Consider the following 20,009-nt stretch of genomic DNA (forward strand, 5'->3'; position numbering starts at 1 on the left):
CCCGGCGGCTAGGCGTGAGCCAGCAGTCGGGGGGCGGCGAAGAGCCGGAAGCCCGCAAAGGCCACCAGCCCGATCGCGGCCGTGCCGACATGGAGCAGCCAGAACTGCACCGTGTCCATGTCCGAATACCAGCCGCCGATCTCGCCGACCATCTTGTTGGCGGCGAAGAAGGCGAGGTAATAGACCCCCAGCACGGTCGCGTTCATCGCGCGCGGGGCGAGGCGGGTGAACAGGGCCAGGCTCACCGGCAGCATGTTGGAAAAGCCGATCGAGTTGAGCAGGTGGAACAGGACCGGCCAGAACAGCCCGATCTTGCCGCCCCCCGCAGTCGCCGCCGCGATCACCAGGCACAGCCCGCCGGCGATCGAGAACAGGCTGCCGATGATCATCTTGCCCAGCTCGTCCGGCTCCGTGCCGGTGCGCGCCGCCCGCCATTTCCAGAAGGCGGCCACGCAGACCAGCATGGCGAAAGAGAGCGCCGCGTCGATCGTGATCATCCAGCTGGTCGGCAGGGTGTGGCCGAAGAAGGTCAGCGCGAATTTCTCATCGGCCCAGACGAGGTAGGCGTTGAAGATCTGGTTGTTGGTGATCAGCGCCACGGCCAGTGCCGGCACCAGCAGGACCACGGCGAGCAGCCGCGCTCCGTCGCCCGGCTCAAGGCCGGGCCGTTCGCGCGCCGCGCCGCGCACGGGCGCATTGTCCGCCGGCAGCCACGGCCCTGCCTTCAGGTAGAGCAGCAGCCCCGCCACCATCACCACGCCGGCCGTGCCGAAGCCCCAGTGCCAGCCGACCTTCTCGCCCAGCGTGCCCGAGATGAGCGGCGCGCCGATCACCGAGACGTTGATCGCGATGTAGAAGATCTGGAAGGCCATGGCCCGGCGGCTGTCTTCGGCGGCGTACAGCTCGCCGACCTGGCTGGCGATATTGCCCTTGAACAGGCCGACGCCGATGACAAGGCAGATGAGGGCGAGCAGGAAGGTCGGTTGGAAGGCCATCAGGAAGTGGCCCAGCGCCATGACCAGCGCGCCAAGGATCAGGGTGGTTCGCCGTCCGAGGAACCGGTCAGCGATATAGCCGCCCGCGATCGGGGTCAGATAGACCAGTGAGGTATAGTCCCCGAACACGGCCGAGGCGAGCGGCTGGCCCTGCTTGCCGCCATACCAGCCGCCCTGCAGCCACTCGAGCCCCCAGACCGTGCCGATATGCTCGGGCAGCAGCAGGAACTTGACCATGTAGAGCACCAGCAGGGTCTGCATGGAATAGTAGGAAAACCGCTCGCACCCTCCGACGAAGGCGAGATAGCCCAGACCCTTGGGGTGGCCGAGAAAGGCCCGGTCGTGGGCCGCCTTCTCGATCGTTGCCGGGTCGAGTTCGGGCGTCGCTTCGGAAAGGGTCATCGGCTCACCATAACGGTCTGATGAGCCGGGGTATCCTATTTCAACTGCTCGTCAAGAAACCGGGCGACGTCGTCCAGCTTCACGTCCTTGGCGAGGAAGGCCTCGCCGATGGAGCGCAGCAGGATGAAGGGCAGGGTGCCCGCGTCCATCTTCTTGTCGTGCAGCATGTGGGAAACCAGCGCCTGACCGTCGACGTCCAGCCCCAGCTCGGCCAGTTCCGACTTCATCCCCACCGCCTTCAAATGGGCGGGAATGCGCTCGGCCTCGCTGGCGGGCAAGAGCCCGAGCCGCGCCGAATAGCGGGCCGCCAGCACCATGCCGAGCGCCACGCCCTCGCCGTGCAGCAGGCGGTCGGAAAAGCCGGTCTCGGCCTCCAGCGCATGGCCGAAGGTGTGGCCAAGGTTGAGCAGGGCGCGCAAGCCGGTGGTCTCGAACTCGTCCTGCGCCACGATCGCCGCCTTGGCCGCGACCGAACGGGCAATCGCCAATTCGCGCGCCGCCGGATCGCCCGCCATGAGCGCGGGCCCATTGGCCTCGCACCATGCGAAGAAGTCCGCATCGCCCAGCGCGCCGTACTTGAACACCTCTGCATAGCCCGCGCCCACTTCGCGCGGGGGCAGGGTGTCCAGCGTCGAGGGATCGGCCAGCACCAGCGAAGGCTGGTGGAACGCGCCGACGAGGTTCTTGCCGGCCCCGGTGTTGATCGCGGTCTTGCCGCCCACGCTCGAATCGACCTGGGACAGCAGGGTCGTCGGCAACTGGATGAAATTGCACCCGCGCTTGAGCACGGCGGCGGCAAAGCCGGTCAGGTCGCCGATAACCCCGCCGCCGAGCGCGAGCACATGGTCCTTGCGCTCCACTTCCTCGGCCAGCAACCAGTCGATCACCTCGGCAAGGTGCGCCCACGATTTGGTCGCCTCGCCGCTTGGCAGGATCTTCCAGCGCGGCTCGAATCCCGCCCCCTCCAGCGAGGCGGCAACGGTGCCGCCCCAGGCCGCGAAAACCTTGTCGTCGGTCACGATCGGCACGCGCTGCTTGCGCAGCAGCGGGCCGCATTCGGCGGCGACATTGGCGAGAAGGCCCACGCCCACGCGCACTTCGTAGGGACGTCCGGCGATGCCGACCGGGATCACAGCCATGAATCGATTTCCTTGAGAACCTTGCCGAGGGTCCGGGTCTGCGGAGCCTTGCCGCTGACCACCTTGATCGGCGCCTCTGAATAGTACGGATCGCGCACTGACTTGAGATTGCGCAGGATCTCGGCGGGATCGCCGCCGCGCAGCAGGGGGCGATGGTCCTTGCGGCCCACCCGCTCGACCAGCGTTTCGACATCCGAATCGAGCCAGATCGTGATCGCCCGCTGCAGGATCAGACCGCGCGTCTGGTCATTGACGAAGGCGCCGCCGCCAGTGGCGATCACCCGCGGCCGGGCGCCGGGGTTCTCGAGCAGGCGCGCGATCACCCGCCGCTCGCCGTCGCGGAAATAGGGCTCGCCATAGGCCGCGAAAATCTCGGGAATGGTCATCTGCGCGGCGCGCTCGATTTCCTCGTCGGCATCGACGAAGGGCAGGTCCAGCACCTGGGCCAGCTTGCGCCCGATCGAGCTCTTGCCGCAGCCCATCATCCCCACCAGGACGAGCGGACGGTCGATCCGCCGCGCCAGCGCGGCAATCTCCTCGTTCGTCAGGCGGGTTTCGTCGACTTCCATTGCAGCGCTGCCTATAGTTGCGCTACTCGCCTGTGCAAGCGTCGCGCTCTCGCGCGCGGCCCAGATGCTTGAGGAAGGTTGCGAAGGTTGGCCGGTCGTAAGTCGCGTCTTATGTCGCAAGGCACATTGTCGCTCACCGCTTTCCCGAATGAAGCTGGCAGAGGAGAAGAGATGCGTTCCCGCAAGCTCTGGCTGATTGTGGCCTTGGCCGCGTTCGCGGCGTTCCTCGCCTATGCCTGGGTTGATGGCGGGCGTGAGCCGGTGCGCGAGATCGCGGTCGAGATCCCGGTACCGGGAGCGGCGCAGTGAAGCACGTCCACCTCTACCTCGCCGGCGCTGCCCTCGCGCTCACCTCGGCTTTCGCCCTTGCGCAGGACGCGCCCGAATCGCTCCTGCCGCCGGGGTTCGACAAGCCGGCGCGCCCTGCCGCTGCCGCGCCGCCGCGCGCCGCCGCGCCCGCCGCCGCGGCAAACCCGGCCGCCACCCCCGTCATCCAGCAGATCCCCTCCGGCCTTGCCGCTCGCTCTGGCCCGGTCGCCCTGCCGTCCGGCCTGCCTTCGCTCGAGGCGCTCGAGGCGATGAGCCCGGACGAACTGGACAGCGTGCTCGGGCTCAAGCCCAAGGACGACATTCCCCCCGCCGCCCGCCACGCCATGCTGCGCGTCGGCGTGATCGACGAGGGTGAGGGCGGCCTGCCCTGGTGGGGCCTGCGCAAACAGAACCCGGACCTCGTGCGCACCCTGCTCGAAGGGGATTCGGGGCATTTCGTCTCGCGCTGGGGCCATATCCTCGTGCGCCGCGCACTGGCCTCGCGGCTCGATGCCCCGGCCGGGATGGAACCGGCCGACTTTGCCGCCATGCGCGCCGCCCTGCTGGTGCGGATGGGCGAGGGGAGCGCCGCCCGCGCCCTCGTCCAAGATGTCGACACAGCCAATTTCAGCCCGGCGCTGACCCAGTCGGCCCTCGATTCCTACGTCGCCACGTCCGACTTCACCGGCATCTGCCCGGTCATCGCGCTGCAGGGCACGGCGAAGAAAGACAAGCCGTGGCAGGTCCTGCAGGCCGTCTGCGATGCCTTCTCGGGCGAGGACAGCCGCTCGATGGCATCGCTCGACCGGCTGTTCTACTACGGTGCCATGTCGCGGATCGACATGCTGCTGGCCCAGAAATACGCGGGCGCCGCGGGCAAGGCGCGCCGCGCGGTCAAGATCGAGTGGGACGGGGTCAAGGACATGACCCCGTGGCGCTATGCCATGACCCTCGCGGTCGGGCTCCAGCCCCCGGCCGCCCTGATGAAGGACGCGGCGCCGACCTATTCCTACATGGCCGCCACGGCCCCGATGCTGTCGCTCGATGGCCGTGCTTCGGCCGCCGATGTCGCCGCAGGCCGCGGCCTGCTTTCGTCCACCGCCCTGGTCGATCTCTACGGGCAGGTTTACGACGAGGACGCCGACAACAGCGAATGGGCCACCCGTGCCGCGCGCCTGCGCGATGCCTATGTCGCGCAGGACCCGGCCGACCGTCTCGCCGCCATGCGTGAGATCTGGGGCGATGCCGCCGATCCGCTGCGGCTCCACTCGCGGCAGGTCCTCACCGCCTATTGCGCCGCGCGCTTCCCGGTCGACAAGGCCTATGCCGACGATGCGCCCGACCTGATCTCCTCGATGCTCACCGCCGGGCTCGACGCCAATGCCGCGCGCTGGGCGCCGGTCCTGGAAAAGGGCAGCGCGGGCTGGGCCCTGCTCGCCGTCGGCACGCCGGGGGGCGCCGCGGTCGATACCGGCGCGATCGACGAGTTCCACGACGGCGACCAGAGCACCGATTCGCGCCGCAGCCAGTTCCTTGTCGCCGCACTGGCCGGGCTCGGCCGGCTGCCGCTGAACAATGCCAACGATCTTGCCGGCAAGTACGGCTTCCGGCTGGACTATGCCACGCGTTGGTCGAAGGCGATCGACCTTGCCGCCCAGTACCGCAATCCCGCGCTGGTGGCGCTGCTCGCCGGGCTCGGCATGCAGGGCGACGGGTGGGACAAGATGACGGCGCGCAACCTCTATCACATCGTCGCGGCGCTCAGCCGCGCCGGGCTCTCCGCCGAAGCGCGGATGATCGCCGCCGAGGCCGTGGCGCGGGGATGAGAACGGCCGGATGAACCCGGTCGATACCTTCCTCGCCATGCTCGCTGCCGAACGCGGCGCGGCGGCCAACACGCTGGCCGCCTATCGCCGCGATCTCGAAGGAGCGGGCGAACTGATCGGCGATCTCGCCCGGGCCGACGGCGCGGCGCTGGCCCGGCTCGGACAGGGCTGGGCCGACCTTGCCCCGTCGAGCCTCGCCCGAAAATGCTCGGCCCTGCGCCAGTTCTACGGATTTCTGGTCGATGAAGGCCTGCGCGCCGACGATCCGTCGCCCGCCCTGCCGCGCCCGCGCGCCCGCCGCCCGCTGCCGCGCCTGCTCTCCCACGCCGAGGTCGAGGCCCTGCTGGTGCGCGCCGAGGAAGAGGCGGCCGGAGACCGGGCCGAGGCGGTGCGGATGCTGACGCTGCTCGAACTGCTCTATGGCTCGGGCCTGCGCGCGACCGAGCTGGTCTCGCTGCCTCTGAATGCCGTCCCGCGCGATGCGCCGTTCCTCACGATCACCGGCAAGGGCGGGCAGCAGCGCATGGTCCCGGTTTCGACCCGCGCCCGGCAGGCCCTGTCGCGCTGGCTGGCCCTGCGCCCTGCCGGCGGCCGCCATCTGTTCCCCTCGCGCGGGGCGGGCGGGCATCTCACCCGCGTGCGCCTGTTCCAACTGCTGCGCGAGCTTGCCCTGCGCACCGGCATCGCCCCCGAAAAGATCTCGCCACACGTCCTGCGCCATGCCTTCGCCACCCACCTGCTCGAAGGCGGGGCCGACCTGCGCGTGCTCCAGACCCTGCTCGGCCATGCCGACATCGCCACGACCCAGATCTACACTCACGTCGATTCGGCGCGGCTTGTGGCGCTGGTGAATGCCCGCCATCCGCTGGCTACGGGGGATTCGAGAGCCAATTTCCTTGCCCAGCGGCCAGAGCGCGACTAATCGCGCAGGCATGATTTCCTTCCTTGAATTCGAAAAGCCGGTTGCCGCGCTCGAAGCGCGCATTGCCGAGCTGCGCGCCACGGCGGTCGATGGCGATATCGACCTCGCCGCCGAGATCGAGAAGCTGGAAAAGAAGAGCGCGGGCCTGCTGGCCAGTACTTATGCCGCGCTCTCGCCCTGGCAGAAGACCCAGGTCGCCCGCCATCCGGCGCGCCCGCACTTCCTCGACTATGTCGGCTATGCCTTCACCGATTTCATGCCGCTGGGCGGAGACCGGCTCTATGGCGACGATCAGGCGATCATCGGCGGCTTCGCCCGGCTCGGCAATCGCCGCATCGTGCTGATCGGCCATGAAAAGGGCAACGATACCCAGAGCCGGATCAAGCACAATTTCGGCATGGGCAAGCCGGAGGGTTACCGCAAGGCGATTCGCCTGATGGAACTGGCCAGCCGATTCGGCCTGCCGGTTGTAACGCTGGTCGACACCTCGGGCGCTTTTCCCGGGGTCGAGGCCGAAGAGCGCGGCCAGGCGGAAGCCATCGCCCGGTCGACCGAGGCCTGCCTCGCGCTCGAAGTGCCGATGGTCGCCGCGATCGTGGGTGAGGGCGGCTCGGGCGGCGCCGTGGCGCTGGCCAGCGCCGAGCGCGTGCTGATGCTAGAACATGCGGTCTATTCGGTGATCTCGCCCGAAGGCGCATCGTCGATTCTCTGGCGCACGGCCGACAAGGCGCCTGACGCTGCCGAGGCGATGAAAGTGACCGCGCAGGATCTCCTCGCGCTCAAGGTGATCGACCGGATCGTGCCGGAGCCGGTCGGCGGCGCCCACCGCGATCCCGCCGCAACTGCCGCGGCGCTCGCCCGCGCGATCGGCGAGGAACTCGACGGTCTGTCGCGCAAGAAGCCGTCGGAACTGGTCAAGCTGCGCGAGGAACGCTTCCTCGCCATCGGCGCCTGAACCTGTAAGCAGGCTCGACAGGGCTAGGCAGGCTCGACAGGGCGCAATTAAGGCACAAGCAGAACGGGCGCCCTCGGGCGCCCGTTTTCTTTTGTCGCCCGCGTTTTGGCGCAAGCTCTTGCAGACAAAGAAAAAGGCGGCGGGAAATTCCCGCCGCCCCAATCTTTTCGTGACTTGCGTCGGCGGATTACGAGTTGGCCGTACCCAGCTGCGACGAGGTCTTCGAGAAGGTGGTGTTGAGCTGCGAGCCGAGGCCCGAAACCGTGGTCATGATGGCGACGGCGATGAGGGCGGCGATCAGGCCGTATTCGATCGCGGTGGCGCCAGCTTCGTCGCGGATCAGCTTGCTGAAGAAGGTCATGTCTAGTCTCCTGGTTTGCAGTCTAAGTACCCGGCTCTTCCCGTCCCACCGGTAGGAGCAAGAGTGTTTCTAACTATGAGGTCTTATTAAAAGGTTAAGCACTCTCACCCGGACGTTGCGTTGGCCAACGTGGATCCCACACGGCCCCACATGATGTTGGTTTCACTGGCAACGCCCTGGACCGCTACCATGATGGCAATCATGATTAGCGAACAGATCAGCCCGTATTCGATGGCCGTGGCCCCTCGCTGGTCGCGCAACAGAGACTGGAGCGTCTGCAGGAGTTTCATGGGTTGGTTCCGTCGAATATTTCGCTGTGAGATTGGTTTCGCACCAGTTTCGTTACCGCCGGGTTAGACCGCAGGGTTAACGTGCAAAAAATGCCGACAGGGACAGGCCGAAAGGTTAGAGGTGCAGGGGTTGCCCTTTGCTTAAAGCCTCGCAAAAAACCGATTTTGCCGCCAGTGTGCGGAAGCGGCCCGGGCAGGTGCAAACGATGCAAGATTTCCCGACAGTCTTAACTTCTTCCCCAGCGCAACTACGAAGCACCCTGCTCGTGGTCGCGGCGGCCCTCATATCCGCCGATGGCCGGATCTGCATGCAGCAGCGCCCCCTGGGCAAGAATCACGGCGGGCTATGGGAGTTTCCCGGCGGCAAGGTCGAGGCGGGCGAGGGCCCCCGCGCCGCCCTTGTGCGCGAGATCGAGGAGGAACTGGGTGCCCGGCTCGACGAAGCCGCGCTTGTCCCCGTGGGCTTTGCCGATTCGGCGCCCGGGGCAGGGGCTGGACTGGTCATCCTGCTCTATGCCTGCCGCTCCTGGAGGGGCGAAGTGCGCTGCCTCGAGGGCGAGGCAATCGGCTGGTACGCCCCCGGCGAGGTCTCGGCGCTGGCCATGCCGCCGCTCGATTACCCGCTGGCGGAGCAGCTTGAAAAAGTTCTTGGCCAAGGGTCGATTTAGGTATTGCCAAGCCGGAGAGTCGGTCCTAGAGGCGGCGCTCCCAAGGGCGCCCGTAGCTCAGCTGGATAGAGCATCAGACTACGAATCTGAGGGTCGGACGTTCGAATCGTTCCGGGCGCGCCATAGGGAAAATCAGGGCGGCACTGCGGTGCCGCCCTTTTTGATTCCCGCCCTGGGCCGGCCCCGCCGGTGATTGATCGCGCGGCCCCGGCAATAGACTTGCCTGCCGGCCCCGGACACATCCTGCACATACCCTGCTATAGCAGCCCGGACCGGCGCAAAGACGCCGGGGCTGACCACCAAGCGGGAGACCGGATGATGCGCTACCCCAAGGGCCTGCTTGCGCCCCTTGCCCTGATTTCCATTCTTGCCATGGCCTCGGCCGCTCCGGTCCCGGCCGCCCCGGCGCATCCTTCGCCCACGGCCATGACCCAGTCCGGCATGGTCGCGGGCGAGGCATCGCCAGGCGGCGAGCGCTTTCTGGGCATTCCCTATGCCGCGGCGCCGGTTGGCCCCCTGCGCTGGCGCGCGCCGCAGCCGCCGTCATCGTGGAAAGGCCTGCGCCCGGCCACCGCTTTCGGGCACGATTGCATGCAGGAGCCCTATCCCAGCGATGCCGCCCCGCTCGGCACGGCTCCCGCCGAGGATTGCCTGACGATCAACGTCTGGCGGCCCAAGGGCGCCCGCGCCGGGGCCAGGCTTCCGGTCATGGTCTGGATCTACGGCGGCGGCAGCGTCAACGGCGGGGCCTCGCCCGATGTCTATTCCGGCGATGCCTTCGCCCGCGACGGGGTGGTCTTCGTCAGTTACAACTACCGCGTCGGCCGGTTCGGCTTCTTCGGCTTTCCCGCGCTCGCCCGCGGCGATGCCGACAAGGGCCTGCTTTATAACTACGGCTACATGGACAGCGTGGCAGCCTTGCAATGGGTCCGGCGCAACGTCGCGGCCTTCGGCGGCGATCCGGCCAAGGTGACGATCTACGGCCAGTCGGCCGGGGCCGGGCAGGTCGCCATGCTGCTCGGCAGTCCGCTGGCGCGCGGCCTGTTCCGCGGGGCGATCATCCAGTCGGGCGGCAATGCCAACAATGCGCCCACCCCGGCGGCCGAGGCGGACAAGGCCGGGCTCGCCTTTGCCGCGCGCTGGGGCATCGCGGGCGAGGGCAGCGAGACCCTTGCCCGGCTGCGCGCCCTCTCGGCGGCGCAAGTGACCGACGGCATCCACATCGGCACCGCCGCCGCCCAGCGCCCGACCTTTGCCGGCGCGGTCGGCGACGGCAAGTTGCTGACCGGCGGCCTGGTGGAAGTGGTCAAGGCCGCGCGCGAGGCCCGCGTCCCGCTGATCATCGGGTCGACCACGGCCGACAACTTCGCCGCGATGACCGCGCCGACGCTCGACGAGGCATTCGCCACGACCTTCGCCCCGGTCGGGCCAGCAGCGCGGGCCGCCTATCTCGTCGCCCCGGCCGCCGATCCGGGCCGTGTCTTGCGCGAGATGGGTCGCGACCTTTCCTATAACGAGAATGCCCGCAACATCGCCCGGCTGATGACGGCACAGGGCTTGCCCGTCTGGCGCTACCGCTTCGGCTATGTGGCGAACGCCATGCGGGGCGAATGGACCGAGGGCCCGCCGCACGCGACTGACATCCCCTTTGCGATGGACATGGTCACGGCCAAATATGGCGCGGCCACCACGGCCGAGGACAGGTCCGTCGCCGCCCGGCTCCACGCCTACTGGGTCAACTTCGTCAAGACGCTCGACCCCAACGGCAAGACCGCGAGCGGCGAGCAACTCGCCCCCTGGCCGCGCGAGGATCCCGCTGCGGATCGTCTGATGCGGTTCAACCCCGATGGCAGCAATGCGGGGAGCGACGATCCCTATCACGCCCGGATCGAGGCGATCGCCCGGCTGCGCGGGCACTGATCCGTGTCGCGGGCGGGAACCGCTCCCGTCCGCGCCGGGTTTCCCCGATGCAGAGCGAAGGCTAGACGTGGCCGTCGAGGGAGATGCGATGACTTCGCCGCCGCAGGGGGATTCGGAAGACCAGGGCACAGAGGCCGGCGTCTGGCGCTTCGCCATGGCCAGCCGCGCCCATGTCGTGGTCGATGCCGCCGCTTATTTCTCGCTGATGCAGGATGCCATGCTGCGCGCGCGCCAGCGGATCATGATGATCGGCTGGGATTTCGATACCCGCGTCCGCATCGGGCCCGGCCGCCGCTGGTGGAACCGGCCGAGCCGCAAGCGCCACCCCGCCCGCCTCGGGGCGCTGGTGGTGTGGCTCGTCAACCGCAACCGGACACTTCAGGTGCGCGTGCTCAAGTGGAATTTCGGCGCGCTCAAGTTTGTCTTCCGCGGCACGATGATCTTCGACCTGATCCGCTGGTTCCGCCACCCGCAGATCGACTTCAAGTTCGACTCGGCCCATCCGCTCGGCTGCGCGCATCACCAGAAGATCGTGGTGATCGACGACCGGTTTGCGGTCTGCGGCGGGATCGACATGACCACCAGCCGCTGGGACACGCCCGAGCACCGTGAGCACGACCCGCGCCGGCTCAAGCCCAGCCGGCGCCCCTACGGCCCGTGGCACGACATGACGATGTTGATGGAAGGCGATGCCGCCCGCGCGCTGGGCGACCTTGGCCGGGCGCGCTGGAAGCGGGCCGGGGGCCGGCCGATCGAGCCCTGCGCCCCGCAGGAAGAAAGCGCCTGGCCGGCCCGGCTCGAGGCCGAGTTCCGCGATGTCGAGGTCGGCATCTCGCGCACGTCCGCGAAATACGGCCGCTATGAAGAGGTGCGCGAGATCGAGGCCCTGTTCGTCCAGCACATCGCCGCCAGCCAGCGCCTGATCTATGCCGAGAGCCAGTACTTCGCCTCGCGCCGCATCGCCGAGGCCCTCGCTCACCGCCTGTCCCGCCCCAATCCGCCCGAGGTCATCCTGATCAATCCCTTCAATGCCGAGGGCTGGCTCGAACAGGCGGCGATGGACGGGGCCCGCGTGCGCCTGCTCCATGCCGTGGCCGAGCGCGATCCCGCGAAACGCATGCGGGTCTTCGTGCCCTATACCGGCTCGGTGCCGATCTACGTCCACGCCAAGCTGATGATCGTCGATGACGAGATCCTGCGAATCGGCTCGGCCAACTGGAACAACCGCTCGATGGGTCTCGATACCGAGGCCGACGTGTTCATCGACGCACGCCGCCCGGCGAACGATCGGCCCGAGGTGCGCGAGACGATCACTCATGTTCGCCACCGCCTGCTGGCCGAGCATTGCGGCCTGCCGGTCGAGGCGATCGGCCCCTTGCTGGCCGAGCACGGTTCGATGGCCGAAATGATCGAGCAGAGGCCCCGCACGGCCAAGCGGCTCGAGCCTTTCCACTTGCGTCCGCTCACCGAGGCTGAAAAGGCGATTGCCGACAGCGCCCTGCTCGATCCAGAACGTCCCGACGAACTGTTCGAGCCGATGCGCGGCCGGCGCGGCCTGTTTCGCCGTGGCGGTTTTCTGCGCCGGCCGCGCTAGGGCTGGCTCGAGGGAGGTTTCGCATGAGCAGTATCGATGGCCCCGACGAGGACGGCACCGGCCCGGTGGGCGCCGACGGCAAGATCATCGTGCCCGAGAACGTGCAGGAGGCGATCCGCACCCTGATCCGCTGGTCGGGCGACGATCCGGCGCGCGAGGGCCTGCTCGATACCCCGCGTCGGGTCGCCCGCGCGTGGAAGGAATATTGCCAGGGTTACGGCGAGGACCCGGCGGTCCACCTGTCTCGCATCTTCGAGGAAGTCGGCGGCTACGACGAGGTCGTCCTGCTCAAGGACATCCCGTTCCAGAGCCACTGCGAACATCACATGGCCCCGATCATCGGCAAGGCGGCCATCGCCTACCTGCCGCGCGATCACGTGGTCGGCATCTCCAAGCTCGCCCGCGTCCTCCACGGCTTCGCCCGCCGCCTCCAGATCCAGGAACGCCTCACCGCCGAGGTCGCCCAGTGCATCTGGGACAACCTGAAGCCCCACGGCGTGGCGGTCGTGATCGAGGCCAACCACGCCTGCATGACCGCGCGCGGCGTGCGCACGCCGGGCGTCGGCATGGTCACCAGCCGGATGATGGGCACCTTCCTCAAGGACGAGCGCAGCCGCAAGGAAGTCCTCAGCCTGATGGGCTACGGCTGAGCCCCACGCGCGACGCTTAACTCCCCTCCCGCAGGCGGGAGGGGCCGGGGGTGGGCCTGCAACAGCTACCCGGTGCGACGAGTCCGAGGCAGAGCGCCAACGGCAGCTTTCAGAACACGCGCTACGTCGAGTGAAAGGCCGGAAAGTCGGGGGAAATGGACCTTCTTGCCCCACTACCAACCCCGCTCAGCCTGAGCCTGTCGAAGGCCACGCGCCAAGTCTCGCCCCAGTCGCCCTACCTTGCACGCCAACTCCGAGACATGCGGCCAGTCCGCAGACGGTCGGCACATTTCAGAGGGCAGCGCGTGGCCTTCGACAGGCTCAGGCTGAGCGGGGTTGGTAGGATTTTGACCGCAATGTCGGCGTTTCCGGAACGGCCGCTTCCGGCGAGGAAACCCAAATAGCGGACGTTTCCCATGCGCGCTGCATTCAACCACGCAGCCCCACCCCGCCCACAAAAAAGGAGGGCCCGCGAGCAGGCCCTCCTCAATTCCTCCCGTAATCGGGAAGGAAAGCAAGCACACCCCGGCCATAACCGGGGCACCAAGTCTTACAGCTGCTCGAGCATGTACTCGGCCGCGCTCACCTTGAATTCGCCCGGGCCTTCCACGTTCAGCTCTTCCACGGTGCCGTCGTTGACGATCATCGAGAAGCGCTTGCCGCGCAGGCCCATGCCGAAGCCGGTGCCGTCCATGGTCAGGTCCAGCGCCTTTACGAAGTCGCCGTTGCCGTCGGCCAACATGGTCACATCGGCCGAACCGCTGGCCGCGCCCCAGTTCTTCATCACGAAGGCATCGTTGACCGCGGTGCAGACGATCTCGTCCACGCCCTTGGCCTTGAGCTCGGCGGCCTTGTCAACATAGCCCGGCAGGTGCTTGGCCGAGCAGGTCGGGGTGAAGGCGCCGGGGACGGAGAACAGCGCCACCTTCTTGCCCGCGAAATATTCGCCGGTCTGCACCGGCTCGTTTCCTTCGGCGCCGGCCTTGATCAGCTTCACGTCGGGCAGCTTGTCGCCAACTGCAATGGTCATTGTTCTGTGTCCTTCCAGGGTTTGAATCGGGGTCTGAATCTCTGGGCGCTGGCATAGGCGCTTGCGCGAGCAATTCGCAACAACTCATCCGCGCGTCGCCCGCCGAGGTAAAATGCGACGAACCGAATATGGTTTCTTTCGATTTAAACCCACCCGGTGAAGCGGAATTAACCGTTGCGGCCGCAATCCTCTGCACGTGGGGGAAACCACGTTGTGGAGACCAGGGACATGAACAGGATCGGGATCGCATTCGCGGCGCTTGCCGCAGGGGGAATGTTGTGCGCCATGCCGGCTTCGGCCGCTCGCGGAGGCGAGGCGGAGAAGCTGCGCCGGCTGGATATCATGCTGATGGTAACGTCGCTGCGCTGCCGCACCGGGCGCGATAATTTTCAGCCCGAATTCCAGCGCTTCGAGGCCGCGCACCTCGCTGAGCTGAACGGCGCGGCCAAGGACCTGCGCTTGGGCCTCGTCTCCCAGTACGGCGCGAAGGGGGCAGACCGCGCGCTTGACCGGATCAGCACTTCGATGGCCAACCAGTACGGGCAGGGGCACCCGTGGCTGGGCTGCGCCGAGCTCAAGGTCGCAACCCGCATCCTTACCAACATGCGCGGCCGCGATGCCCTGAACGAGGCTGCCGACCAGCTTCTCGCGCCGGATGCGCGCGGCGAATTCGCCATGGCCGGGCGCTGAACCGGCCACCCTTCGAGTCGCATATAAAGACATCTTTATATTCTTGGACGGAACGGGTAAGGGCGGTGCCATGATGGCGCCGCCTTTTCCGTTGGGCGGCGCGCTGCCGAGCCGTTCAGGAGAAGCTTGCCGTGACCACACTCGCCGTCGCCCCCGATCATGTTGTCGCCGATCTCGGCCTCGCTGACTTCGGCCGCGCCGAAATCCGTATCGCCGAAACCGAGATGCCCGGCCTGATGGCGCTGCGCGACGAATTCGGCGCGTCCCAGCCGCTCAAGGGCGCGCGGATCACCGGCTCGCTGCACATGACCATCCAGACCGCGGTGCTGATCGAGACCCTCGTGGCCCTCGGCGCCGATGTCCGCTGGGCCACCTGCAACATCTATTCCACGCAGGACCACGCCGCCGCCGCGATTGCCGCCGCCGGCATCCCGGTCTTCGCCGTGAAGGGCGAAAGCCTGGCCGAATACTGGGACTATGTCGGCCGCATCTTCGACTGGGATGACGGCACTGGCCAGACCGCCAACATGATCCTCGACGATGGCGGCGATGCCACCATGTTCGCCCTGTGGGGCGCCCGCGTCGAAGCCGGCGAGCCGCTGTTCGAGCCGAGCAATGCCGAGGAAATCGAGTTCGTCCGCGCGCTCAAGGAATTCCTCAAGCGCAAGCCGGGCTATCTCTCGGCCTCGGTCGCCCACATCAAGGGCGTTTCGGAAGAGACCACCACCGGCGTCCACCGCCTCTACCAGATCGCCAAGGACGGCAAGCTGCCGTTCCCCGCGATCAACGTGAACGATTCGGTCACCAAGTCGAAGTTCGACAACCTCTACGGCTGCAAGGAATCGCTGGTCGACGCGATCCGCCGTGCGACCGACGTGATGCTGGCCGGCAAGGTCGCCTGCGTCGCCGGTTTCGGCGATGTCGGCAAGGGCTCTGCCGCTTCGCTGCGCCAGGGCGGCGCCCGCGTCATGGTCACCGAGATCGACCCGATCTGCGCCCTCCAGGCCGCCATGGAAGGCTATGAGGTCGTGACCATGGAAGAAGCGGTGAAACGCTGCGACATCTTCGTCACCGCCACCGGCAACGAAGACGTGATCACCGCCGAGCACATGAAGGCGATGAAGCCGATGGCCATCGTCTGCAATATCGGCCACTTCGACAGCGAGATCCAGATCTCGGCGCTGGGCAACTACAAGTGGACCGAGGTCAAGCCGGGCACCGATCTGGTCGAATTTCCTGATGGCAAGCAGATCATCGTCCTGGCCAAGGGCCGCCTGGTCAACCTCGGCTGCGCCACGGGCCACCCGAGCTTCGTCATGTCGTCGAGCTTCACCAACCAGACCCTCGCCCAGATCGAGCTGTTCACCCGCAACGACGCTTACGAAAACCGCGTCTACGTCCTGCCCAAGCACCTCGACGAGAAGGTCGCCGCCCTTCACCTCGAAAAGCTGGGCGTCAAGCTGACCAAGCTGTCGAAGAAGCAGGCCGACTATATCGGCGTGTCCTCGGAAGGGCCCTTCAAGCCGGACCATTACCGCTACTGATCGCCCGGCGAATAGCCGCGAACGAAAGGGCGGGGCGCCAGCCTCGCCCTTTTCCGTATCGGGGCGCCATGCTAGAACCCTGCGCCTGGGGCGCGCTGGGAGAAATGGCATGACACTCTCGATCGGAAGTACCGCGCCCGATTTTACCGCCCAGACCACGCAGGGCGAGATTCGCTTCCACGATTGGCTGGGGGACAGCTGGGGCATCCTGTTCTCGCACCCCAAGGATTTCACGCCGGTCTGCACCACCGAACTGGGTTATCTCGCCCGCCTCGCGCCCGAATTCGCCAAGCGCAATTGCAAGGTCATCGGCCTCTCGGTCGACCCTGTGGGCAATCACGAGCGCTGGCTCGGCGATATCCGCGCGGCGACCGGCGGAGAGGTGACCTATCCGATCATCGGTGACAGCGACCTTGCCGTGGCCAAGCTCTACCAGATGCTCCCCGCCGATGCCGGCAGCACCTCCGAAGGCCGCACCGCGGCAGACAACGCCACGGTCCGCACGGTCTATCTCATCGGGCCCGACAAGCTGATCAAGGCCAGCCTCAATTACCCGATGAGCTCGGGCCGCAATTTCGACGAAGTGCTGCGCCTGCTCGATTCCTGCCAGCTGACGGCAAAGCACAAGGTGGCCACCCCGGTGAACTGGAAGTGGGGCGAAGACGTCATCATCGTCCCCGCCGTGTCCGACGACGAGGCGCGCGAGCGCTTCCCCGATGGCTGGAACGCGGTCACGCCCTACCTGCGCGTCGTCCCCCAGCCCAAGGGCTGAGCGGCGTGTTTTTCGCGGTCTTTCGGGATGGGGAGGGCTGCAAGTCCTACATCATCGCCTGCGCCGAAACCTGCCATGCCGCGATCATCGATCCGGCGCTCGACCTGGTCGACCGCTACATCGGCGAAGTGGCGAAACAGGGCCTCCACGTCAGCTTCGTGATCGATACTCACACCCACGCCGATCACTTCTCCGGCGCCCGCGCGCTCGGCCAGAAGTTCGGCGTGCCGGTGGTCATGCACCGCTACTCGCCCGCGCCCTACGTCGATCTCCACGTCGAGGACGGCCATGCGCTCCCCCTCGGCAAGATGCGGCTGCGGATCATTCACACGCCCGGCCACACCCGCGATTCGATGGCGATCCATGTCGAGGACCGGGTCTTCACCGGAGACACCCTGCTCATCGGCGGCACCGGGCGCAGCGACCTGCCGAGCGGCGATCCCGACCAGCTCTATGAAAGCCTGTTCGGCAAGCTGCTGACCCTTCCTGACGAAACGCTGGTTTTCCCGGCGCATGACTACAAGGGCCGAGACAACACCACGATCGGTGACGAACGACTGGCCAATCCCCGCCTCGCCAAGACCGAGCGGGCGGACTTCGTCGAACTGATGAACAGCCTCAACCTCTCCGCGCCCACGCACCTGACCGAGGCGCTGCGCACCAACATGTCGGGCGGCAAGACTGTGCGCCAACTCCTTGCCGAGGCCGGCGCCCGCGTACCCTTCATGCCGATGGACGAACTGCGCCTGCGGCTCGGCCGCCGCGGCAACGATTTCGTGATCCTCGATGTGCGTGAGAAAGACGCCTATGCCGCCGGCCACGTCCCCGGCGCGATCCACGTCCCGCGCGGCCAGCTCGAACTGCGCGTCAACGAGGCCCTGCCTGACCCGAGCATCGAGATCCTCGCCGTCTGCGAATTCGGCAAGATCTCCACCCTCGCGGCGGCCACCCTGCGTGAGCTCGGCTACACCCGCGCGGTCGCACTGGATGGCGGCATGGCCGCCTGGCGCGGCGCCGGCCATCCGGTCGAGGCGGGCTAGGGCGGGCAGCGGCATCTCCTGACAACGCGCCGGGCTGCAACCCGCGCCCTCAGAAATGCATCACGCCCCGGCTCTTGAGCAAAACGTCCTGGATGAACCCGCGCGGCACCGTGGTCTTGCCCAGTTCGATCGCCACGAAGACCCGGCCATGCACGACCTGCTCCTCGAAGTACTCGGCCTCGCGCCCGTCAACGTCCATGTCGGTCAGCATCCGCGCGATGGCGCCGCCGGTCGCGCCCAGCGCCGAGCCGAAAGCCGCGATGCTGCTGATCGCCGTGGCCGCCAGCGCCCCTGCCGCCGCCACCCCGCCAATGCCGGGGATCATTAGCATGGTCATGCCGAGCAGGGCCCCGGCGATGCCGCCGCCTGTCGTCGCCCCGGCCACGCTGAGCAGGGAATGCCCGCGCGGCAGGACCGGCTCGGGCTCGAGGAACTGGCCGGTGCGCCACAGCAGCGAGATCGCCCCTTCCGGCACCCCCGCCGCCTTGAGGTCGATCACCGCGTGTTCGGCCCCCGCGCGGTCGCGGAACACGGCGGTCACCACCCGGCCCGAAGCATCGGCGCGCACGGCTTGACCCGCGCGGAACTCATGGGAAAAACGCAGCCGCTCGGCCTCGGTCTCGAACGAAATCCTCAGCCCCGCCCGCTCGTGCAACTTGGCCACGCTGGGCGAGATGCCGGGGGTGAACAGGGTGCGCGCCAGCATGTCGATGGTCGAGCGGCGCAGCTTGCGGTCCGTTCCCCGGTCGATCCATTCGAGGGTTTGCGGTCGCGGGTATCCTGAAGACATGTAGTTCAGGACCGGCAGATCCGCAGCCTTGATGACGAAATCGGGAATATCCTCTTCTCCCTTTAGGGCGTGCATACTCGGGCTTTTGTCGACATCATGCAACAGGACGGCTTACCCAGTTGCTAATTCAGGCCGCGCAGGCACGGATGCTTTTGCACCTCCATGCAATAGCTTCAGCGATGGCGATTTGCGGTGATCTGGCCAAATCCTTGACTTTTCGCAGGCTTTGCGCCATATGGGCAAGGCTAACGTCGCCTGCGACGGAATTTGACGCCGCGAAGGCGCCTCCTTCCATTTCACGCTGCCAGCTCCGCCCGCGCTGTTGCGGGCGGGTAACTGTTTTCGTGAAGGAAACATCCCATGCCTATCGGCACCGTCAAGTTCTTCAATCCCGACAAGGGTTTCGGTTTCATCGCTCCTGATGGCGGCGAACCTGACAATTTCGTCCACATCAGCGCGGTCGAGCGTTCCGGCCTTGGTACCCTGGTCAAGGACCAGCGCGTCAAGTACGAGCTCGAAACCGATCGCCGTGGCAAGTTGGCGGCGGTCAATCTCGAGAACGCCTGAGGAGTGGCCAAGGAGGCCCTTCTCACGCTGGAGGGGCGGATTGATGAAATCCTCCCCGACGGCCGTTTCGCCGTAATCCTCGAAAACGACCACCGGATCATCGCCTATACCGCAGGCAAGATGCGCAAGTTTCGCATCCGCTCGGTCGTCGGTGATCACGTGCGCGTCGAAATGACGCCTTACGACCTGCAAAAGGGCCGCATTGTCTTCCGCGAACGCGGACCGGGTGGCGGCCCTCCGGGACAGCGCAGGCGCTAGCGCCCGCAAACCCATAAGAAAACGCGCCAAGACGCGTTCAGGATACAATGATCGATACCAGAAATACCCCTCACCGTTCTGCGCTGCGCTATGCCCAGCGCCTGAGCGAGCTGAGCAACATTCCCCGGATCCGACCCTCGGCCGGGGCACTTACCGCCCGGGAATTGCGCCGCGAGGTGCTTGCCATTCTCGGTTGAACCGGCCGGGCCGTGCCGAAAGGCCGGCCCTGCCCAGGCACGATCGGAGAATGCCAATGAGCGTTTCGGGTGATTTCTACCAGTTGCAGGCCGACCTCTGCGCTCAGGCCGCCGAACGCGCCGATCTGCCCATGCTGCGCCAGAAATACGAGGCGGCCGGGGCCGCCTGGCAGGCACTGGCCCAGCGCGAGACGCGAATTGCCGAAACCCGTGCCAATCGTCTTGCCGTGGAAGCCGAACGTAAACTCGCCGAAAACGGCGCGCCGATCGAAGCCGTAATCTCATAAGCCGCGCCGTTTATGAGTTGACGCTCTGACTCGGTGATCCCGGGAGAATTGTCATGGACCTCAACGAACTGCTCTATCAGCACCAGCGGGCGCTGATGACTGCCTCGCTCGTGCCCATCGCATTGGCGGGAAGCCGCTTCGATCTTGTCGGCCACTATGCCGAACGGATCCGCCGCCTGCGCAGCGAACTCGGCGTCAGCGTCTGGCCCGGCCCGGCCTTGCGCTGATCGCAGG

Annotated in this window: 24 protein-coding genes and 1 tRNA gene; 18 read left to right on the plus strand and 7 right to left on the minus strand. The window is 66.9% G+C overall.

Annotated features, from left to right (window positions below):
- Positions 1 to 8: 8 nt before the first annotated feature.
- The 3 genes from H7F51_RS01140 to H7F51_RS01150 are packed head-to-tail and all read right to left on the minus strand — an operon-like array spanning position 9 to position 3,105.
- Positions 9 to 1,397, minus strand: coding sequence for a peptide MFS transporter (locus H7F51_RS01140; protein WP_185662362.1), 1,389 nt, complete (start codon positions 1,395 to 1,397; stop codon positions 9 to 11).
- 35 nt (positions 1,398 to 1,432) lie between these two features.
- The gene (gene aroB, locus H7F51_RS01145; protein WP_185662363.1) at positions 1,433 to 2,536 is read right to left on the minus strand and encodes a 3-dehydroquinate synthase; all 1,104 of its coding nucleotides are present in this window, start codon (positions 2,534 to 2,536) and stop codon (positions 1,433 to 1,435) included.
- Positions 2,527 to 3,105: a shikimate kinase gene (locus H7F51_RS01150; protein WP_185662364.1), complete on the minus strand. Its 579-nt coding sequence runs from the start codon at positions 3,103 to 3,105 to the stop codon at positions 2,527 to 2,529. Before H7F51_RS01150 ends, aroB begins: the two co-directional genes overlap by 10 nt.
- 171 nt (positions 3,106 to 3,276) lie before the next feature.
- Between H7F51_RS01150 and H7F51_RS01155 the strand changes: the two genes are divergently transcribed.
- From H7F51_RS01155 to H7F51_RS01170, 4 genes are read left to right on the plus strand one after another with little or no spacing between them, the layout of a single operon-like run.
- Positions 3,277 to 3,414, plus strand: a complete 138-nt coding sequence (locus H7F51_RS01155; protein ID WP_185662365.1) for a hypothetical protein — start codon at positions 3,277 to 3,279, stop codon at positions 3,412 to 3,414.
- Positions 3,411 to 5,240, plus strand: coding sequence for a hypothetical protein (locus tag H7F51_RS01160; RefSeq protein ID WP_185662366.1), 1,830 nt, complete (start codon positions 3,411 to 3,413; stop codon positions 5,238 to 5,240). The genes H7F51_RS01155 and H7F51_RS01160 overlap by 4 nt, the downstream gene beginning before the upstream one ends.
- A 10-nt stretch (positions 5,241 to 5,250) precedes the next feature.
- A complete protein-coding gene (locus H7F51_RS01165) occupies positions 5,251 to 6,162 on the plus strand; it encodes a tyrosine recombinase (RefSeq protein ID WP_185662367.1) in 912 nt (303 codons plus the stop codon).
- A 10-nt stretch (positions 6,163 to 6,172) separates the two neighbouring features.
- The gene (locus H7F51_RS01170; protein WP_185662368.1) at positions 6,173 to 7,117 is read left to right on the plus strand and encodes an acetyl-CoA carboxylase carboxyltransferase subunit alpha; all 945 of its coding nucleotides are present in this window, start codon (positions 6,173 to 6,175) and stop codon (positions 7,115 to 7,117) included.
- Between the two features lie 187 nt (positions 7,118 to 7,304).
- Here the strand turns inward: H7F51_RS01170 and H7F51_RS01175 are convergent, their stop codons facing one another.
- Together H7F51_RS01175 and H7F51_RS01180 are read right to left on the minus strand one after the other, a co-directional pair.
- Positions 7,305 to 7,478 (minus strand): Flp family type IVb pilin, encoded by a 174-nt coding sequence (locus H7F51_RS01175; RefSeq protein WP_185662369.1) that lies wholly within the window; start codon positions 7,476 to 7,478, stop codon positions 7,305 to 7,307.
- A gap of 104 nt (positions 7,479 to 7,582) precedes the next feature.
- Entirely contained in the window at positions 7,583 to 7,768 is a 186-nt protein-coding gene (locus H7F51_RS01180) for a Flp family type IVb pilin (protein ID WP_185662370.1), read from the minus strand.
- A gap of 206 nt (positions 7,769 to 7,974) precedes the next feature.
- Here H7F51_RS01180 and H7F51_RS01185 point away from each other — a divergent pair, with 206 nt between their 5' ends.
- The 5 genes from H7F51_RS01185 (at position 7,975) to folE (ending at position 12,600) form a co-directional block, all read left to right on the plus strand.
- A complete protein-coding gene (locus tag H7F51_RS01185) occupies positions 7,975 to 8,436 on the plus strand; it encodes an NUDIX domain-containing protein (protein WP_185662538.1) in 462 nt (153 codons plus the stop codon).
- Between the two features lie 46 nt (positions 8,437 to 8,482).
- Positions 8,483 to 8,559: transfer RNA gene (locus H7F51_RS01190), tRNA-Arg, on the plus strand.
- Between the two features lie 192 nt (positions 8,560 to 8,751).
- Positions 8,752 to 10,356 carry a carboxylesterase/lipase family protein gene (locus H7F51_RS01195; RefSeq protein WP_221773935.1) on the plus strand — a complete coding sequence of 535 codons (1,605 nt, stop codon included), beginning with the start codon at positions 8,752 to 8,754 and terminating at the stop codon, positions 10,354 to 10,356.
- A gap of 88 nt (positions 10,357 to 10,444) precedes the next feature.
- A complete protein-coding gene (locus tag H7F51_RS01200; protein WP_185662371.1) occupies positions 10,445 to 11,950 on the plus strand; it encodes a phospholipase D-like domain-containing protein in 1,506 nt (501 codons plus the stop codon).
- A 23-nt stretch (positions 11,951 to 11,973) separates the two neighbouring features.
- Positions 11,974 to 12,600: a GTP cyclohydrolase I FolE gene (gene folE / locus H7F51_RS01205; protein ID WP_185662372.1), complete on the plus strand. Its 627-nt coding sequence runs from the start codon at positions 11,974 to 11,976 to the stop codon at positions 12,598 to 12,600.
- Between the two features lie 550 nt (positions 12,601 to 13,150).
- On the opposite strand, the gene H7F51_RS01210 is transcribed toward folE, so the two are convergent.
- Positions 13,151 to 13,630: a peroxiredoxin gene (locus tag H7F51_RS01210; RefSeq protein WP_185662373.1), complete on the minus strand. Its 480-nt coding sequence runs from the start codon at positions 13,628 to 13,630 to the stop codon at positions 13,151 to 13,153.
- 228 nt (positions 13,631 to 13,858) lie between these two features.
- On the opposite strand from H7F51_RS01210, the gene H7F51_RS01215 reads away from it, so the two are divergent.
- The 4 genes from H7F51_RS01215 (at position 13,859) to H7F51_RS01230 (ending at position 17,676) form a co-directional block, all read left to right on the plus strand.
- A complete protein-coding gene (locus tag H7F51_RS01215) occupies positions 13,859 to 14,320 on the plus strand; it encodes an S-adenosyl-L-homocysteine hydrolase (protein ID WP_185662374.1) in 462 nt (153 codons plus the stop codon).
- Between the two features lie 131 nt (positions 14,321 to 14,451).
- Positions 14,452 to 15,864 (plus strand): adenosylhomocysteinase, encoded by a 1,413-nt coding sequence (gene ahcY, locus H7F51_RS01220; protein WP_185662375.1) that lies wholly within the window; start codon positions 14,452 to 14,454, stop codon positions 15,862 to 15,864.
- A gap of 109 nt (positions 15,865 to 15,973) precedes the next feature.
- A complete protein-coding gene (locus H7F51_RS01225) occupies positions 15,974 to 16,636 on the plus strand; it encodes a peroxiredoxin (RefSeq protein WP_185662376.1) in 663 nt (220 codons plus the stop codon).
- A gap of 5 nt (positions 16,637 to 16,641) precedes the next feature.
- Complete coding sequence (locus H7F51_RS01230) at positions 16,642 to 17,676, plus strand: rhodanese-like domain-containing protein (protein WP_185662377.1); 1,035 nt, start codon at positions 16,642 to 16,644, stop codon at positions 17,674 to 17,676.
- 49 nt (positions 17,677 to 17,725) lie between these two features.
- Here the strand turns inward: H7F51_RS01230 and H7F51_RS01235 are convergent, their stop codons facing one another.
- Positions 17,726 to 18,541: a hypothetical protein gene (locus tag H7F51_RS01235; protein WP_185662378.1), complete on the minus strand. Its 816-nt coding sequence runs from the start codon at positions 18,539 to 18,541 to the stop codon at positions 17,726 to 17,728.
- Positions 18,542 to 18,826: 285 nt separating this feature from the next.
- On the opposite strand from H7F51_RS01235, the gene H7F51_RS01240 reads away from it, so the two are divergent.
- The 5 genes from H7F51_RS01240 to H7F51_RS01260 are packed head-to-tail and all read left to right on the plus strand — an operon-like array spanning position 18,827 to position 20,002.
- The gene (locus H7F51_RS01240) at positions 18,827 to 19,033 is read left to right on the plus strand and encodes a cold-shock protein (RefSeq protein WP_185662379.1); all 207 of its coding nucleotides are present in this window, start codon (positions 18,827 to 18,829) and stop codon (positions 19,031 to 19,033) included.
- A gap of 3 nt (positions 19,034 to 19,036) precedes the next feature.
- On the plus strand, positions 19,037 to 19,291 hold the full coding sequence (gene infA, locus H7F51_RS01245) for a translation initiation factor IF-1 (protein ID WP_185662380.1): 255 nt from the start codon (positions 19,037 to 19,039) through the stop codon (positions 19,289 to 19,291).
- A gap of 47 nt (positions 19,292 to 19,338) precedes the next feature.
- Positions 19,339 to 19,488 (plus strand): hypothetical protein, encoded by a 150-nt coding sequence (locus H7F51_RS01250; RefSeq protein ID WP_185662381.1) that lies wholly within the window; start codon positions 19,339 to 19,341, stop codon positions 19,486 to 19,488.
- 56 nt (positions 19,489 to 19,544) lie between these two features.
- Positions 19,545 to 19,775 (plus strand): hypothetical protein, encoded by a 231-nt coding sequence (locus tag H7F51_RS01255; protein ID WP_185662382.1) that lies wholly within the window; start codon positions 19,545 to 19,547, stop codon positions 19,773 to 19,775.
- A 53-nt stretch (positions 19,776 to 19,828) separates the two neighbouring features.
- On the plus strand, positions 19,829 to 20,002 hold the full coding sequence (locus H7F51_RS01260) for a hypothetical protein (RefSeq protein ID WP_185662383.1): 174 nt from the start codon (positions 19,829 to 19,831) through the stop codon (positions 20,000 to 20,002).
- The last annotated feature ends 7 nt before the right edge of the window (positions 20,003 to 20,009 follow it).

It is taken from the genome of Novosphingobium flavum (genome assembly GCF_014230315.1).
GTDB lineage: Bacteria > Pseudomonadota > Alphaproteobacteria > Sphingomonadales > Sphingomonadaceae > Novosphingobium > Novosphingobium flavum.

Coding starts and splice junctions, on each gene's coding strand:
- H7F51_RS01140 (WP_185662362.1), bottom strand. CDS start 1,397: ATGACCCTTTCCGAAGCGACGCCCGAACTCGACCCGGCAACGATCGAG.
- aroB (WP_185662363.1), bottom strand. CDS start 2,536: ATGGCTGTGATCCCGGTCGGCATCGCCGGACGTCCCTACGAAGTGCGC.
- H7F51_RS01150 (WP_185662364.1), bottom strand. CDS start 3,105: ATGGAAGTCGACGAAACCCGCCTGACGAACGAGGAGATTGCCGCGCTG.
- H7F51_RS01155 (WP_185662365.1), top strand. CDS start 3,277: ATGCGTTCCCGCAAGCTCTGGCTGATTGTGGCCTTGGCCGCGTTCGCG.
- H7F51_RS01165 (WP_185662367.1), top strand. CDS start 5,251: ATGAACCCGGTCGATACCTTCCTCGCCATGCTCGCTGCCGAACGCGGC.
- H7F51_RS01170 (WP_185662368.1), top strand. CDS start 6,173: ATGATTTCCTTCCTTGAATTCGAAAAGCCGGTTGCCGCGCTCGAAGCG.
- H7F51_RS01175 (WP_185662369.1), bottom strand. CDS start 7,478: ATGACCTTCTTCAGCAAGCTGATCCGCGACGAAGCTGGCGCCACCGCG.
- H7F51_RS01180 (WP_185662370.1), bottom strand. CDS start 7,768: ATGAAACTCCTGCAGACGCTCCAGTCTCTGTTGCGCGACCAGCGAGGG.
- H7F51_RS01185 (WP_185662538.1), top strand. CDS start 7,975: ATGCAAGATTTCCCGACAGTCTTAACTTCTTCCCCAGCGCAACTACGA.
- H7F51_RS01195 (WP_221773935.1), top strand. CDS start 8,752: ATGATGCGCTACCCCAAGGGCCTGCTTGCGCCCCTTGCCCTGATTTCC.
- H7F51_RS01200 (WP_185662371.1), top strand. CDS start 10,445: ATGACTTCGCCGCCGCAGGGGGATTCGGAAGACCAGGGCACAGAGGCC.
- folE (WP_185662372.1), top strand. CDS start 11,974: ATGAGCAGTATCGATGGCCCCGACGAGGACGGCACCGGCCCGGTGGGC.
- H7F51_RS01210 (WP_185662373.1), bottom strand. CDS start 13,630: ATGACCATTGCAGTTGGCGACAAGCTGCCCGACGTGAAGCTGATCAAG.
- H7F51_RS01215 (WP_185662374.1), top strand. CDS start 13,859: ATGAACAGGATCGGGATCGCATTCGCGGCGCTTGCCGCAGGGGGAATG.
- H7F51_RS01225 (WP_185662376.1), top strand. CDS start 15,974: ATGACACTCTCGATCGGAAGTACCGCGCCCGATTTTACCGCCCAGACC.
- H7F51_RS01235 (WP_185662378.1), bottom strand. CDS start 18,541: ATGCACGCCCTAAAGGGAGAAGAGGATATTCCCGATTTCGTCATCAAG.
- H7F51_RS01240 (WP_185662379.1), top strand. CDS start 18,827: ATGCCTATCGGCACCGTCAAGTTCTTCAATCCCGACAAGGGTTTCGGT.
- H7F51_RS01250 (WP_185662381.1), top strand. CDS start 19,339: ATGATCGATACCAGAAATACCCCTCACCGTTCTGCGCTGCGCTATGCC.
- H7F51_RS01255 (WP_185662382.1), top strand. CDS start 19,545: ATGAGCGTTTCGGGTGATTTCTACCAGTTGCAGGCCGACCTCTGCGCT.
- H7F51_RS01260 (WP_185662383.1), top strand. CDS start 19,829: ATGGACCTCAACGAACTGCTCTATCAGCACCAGCGGGCGCTGATGACT.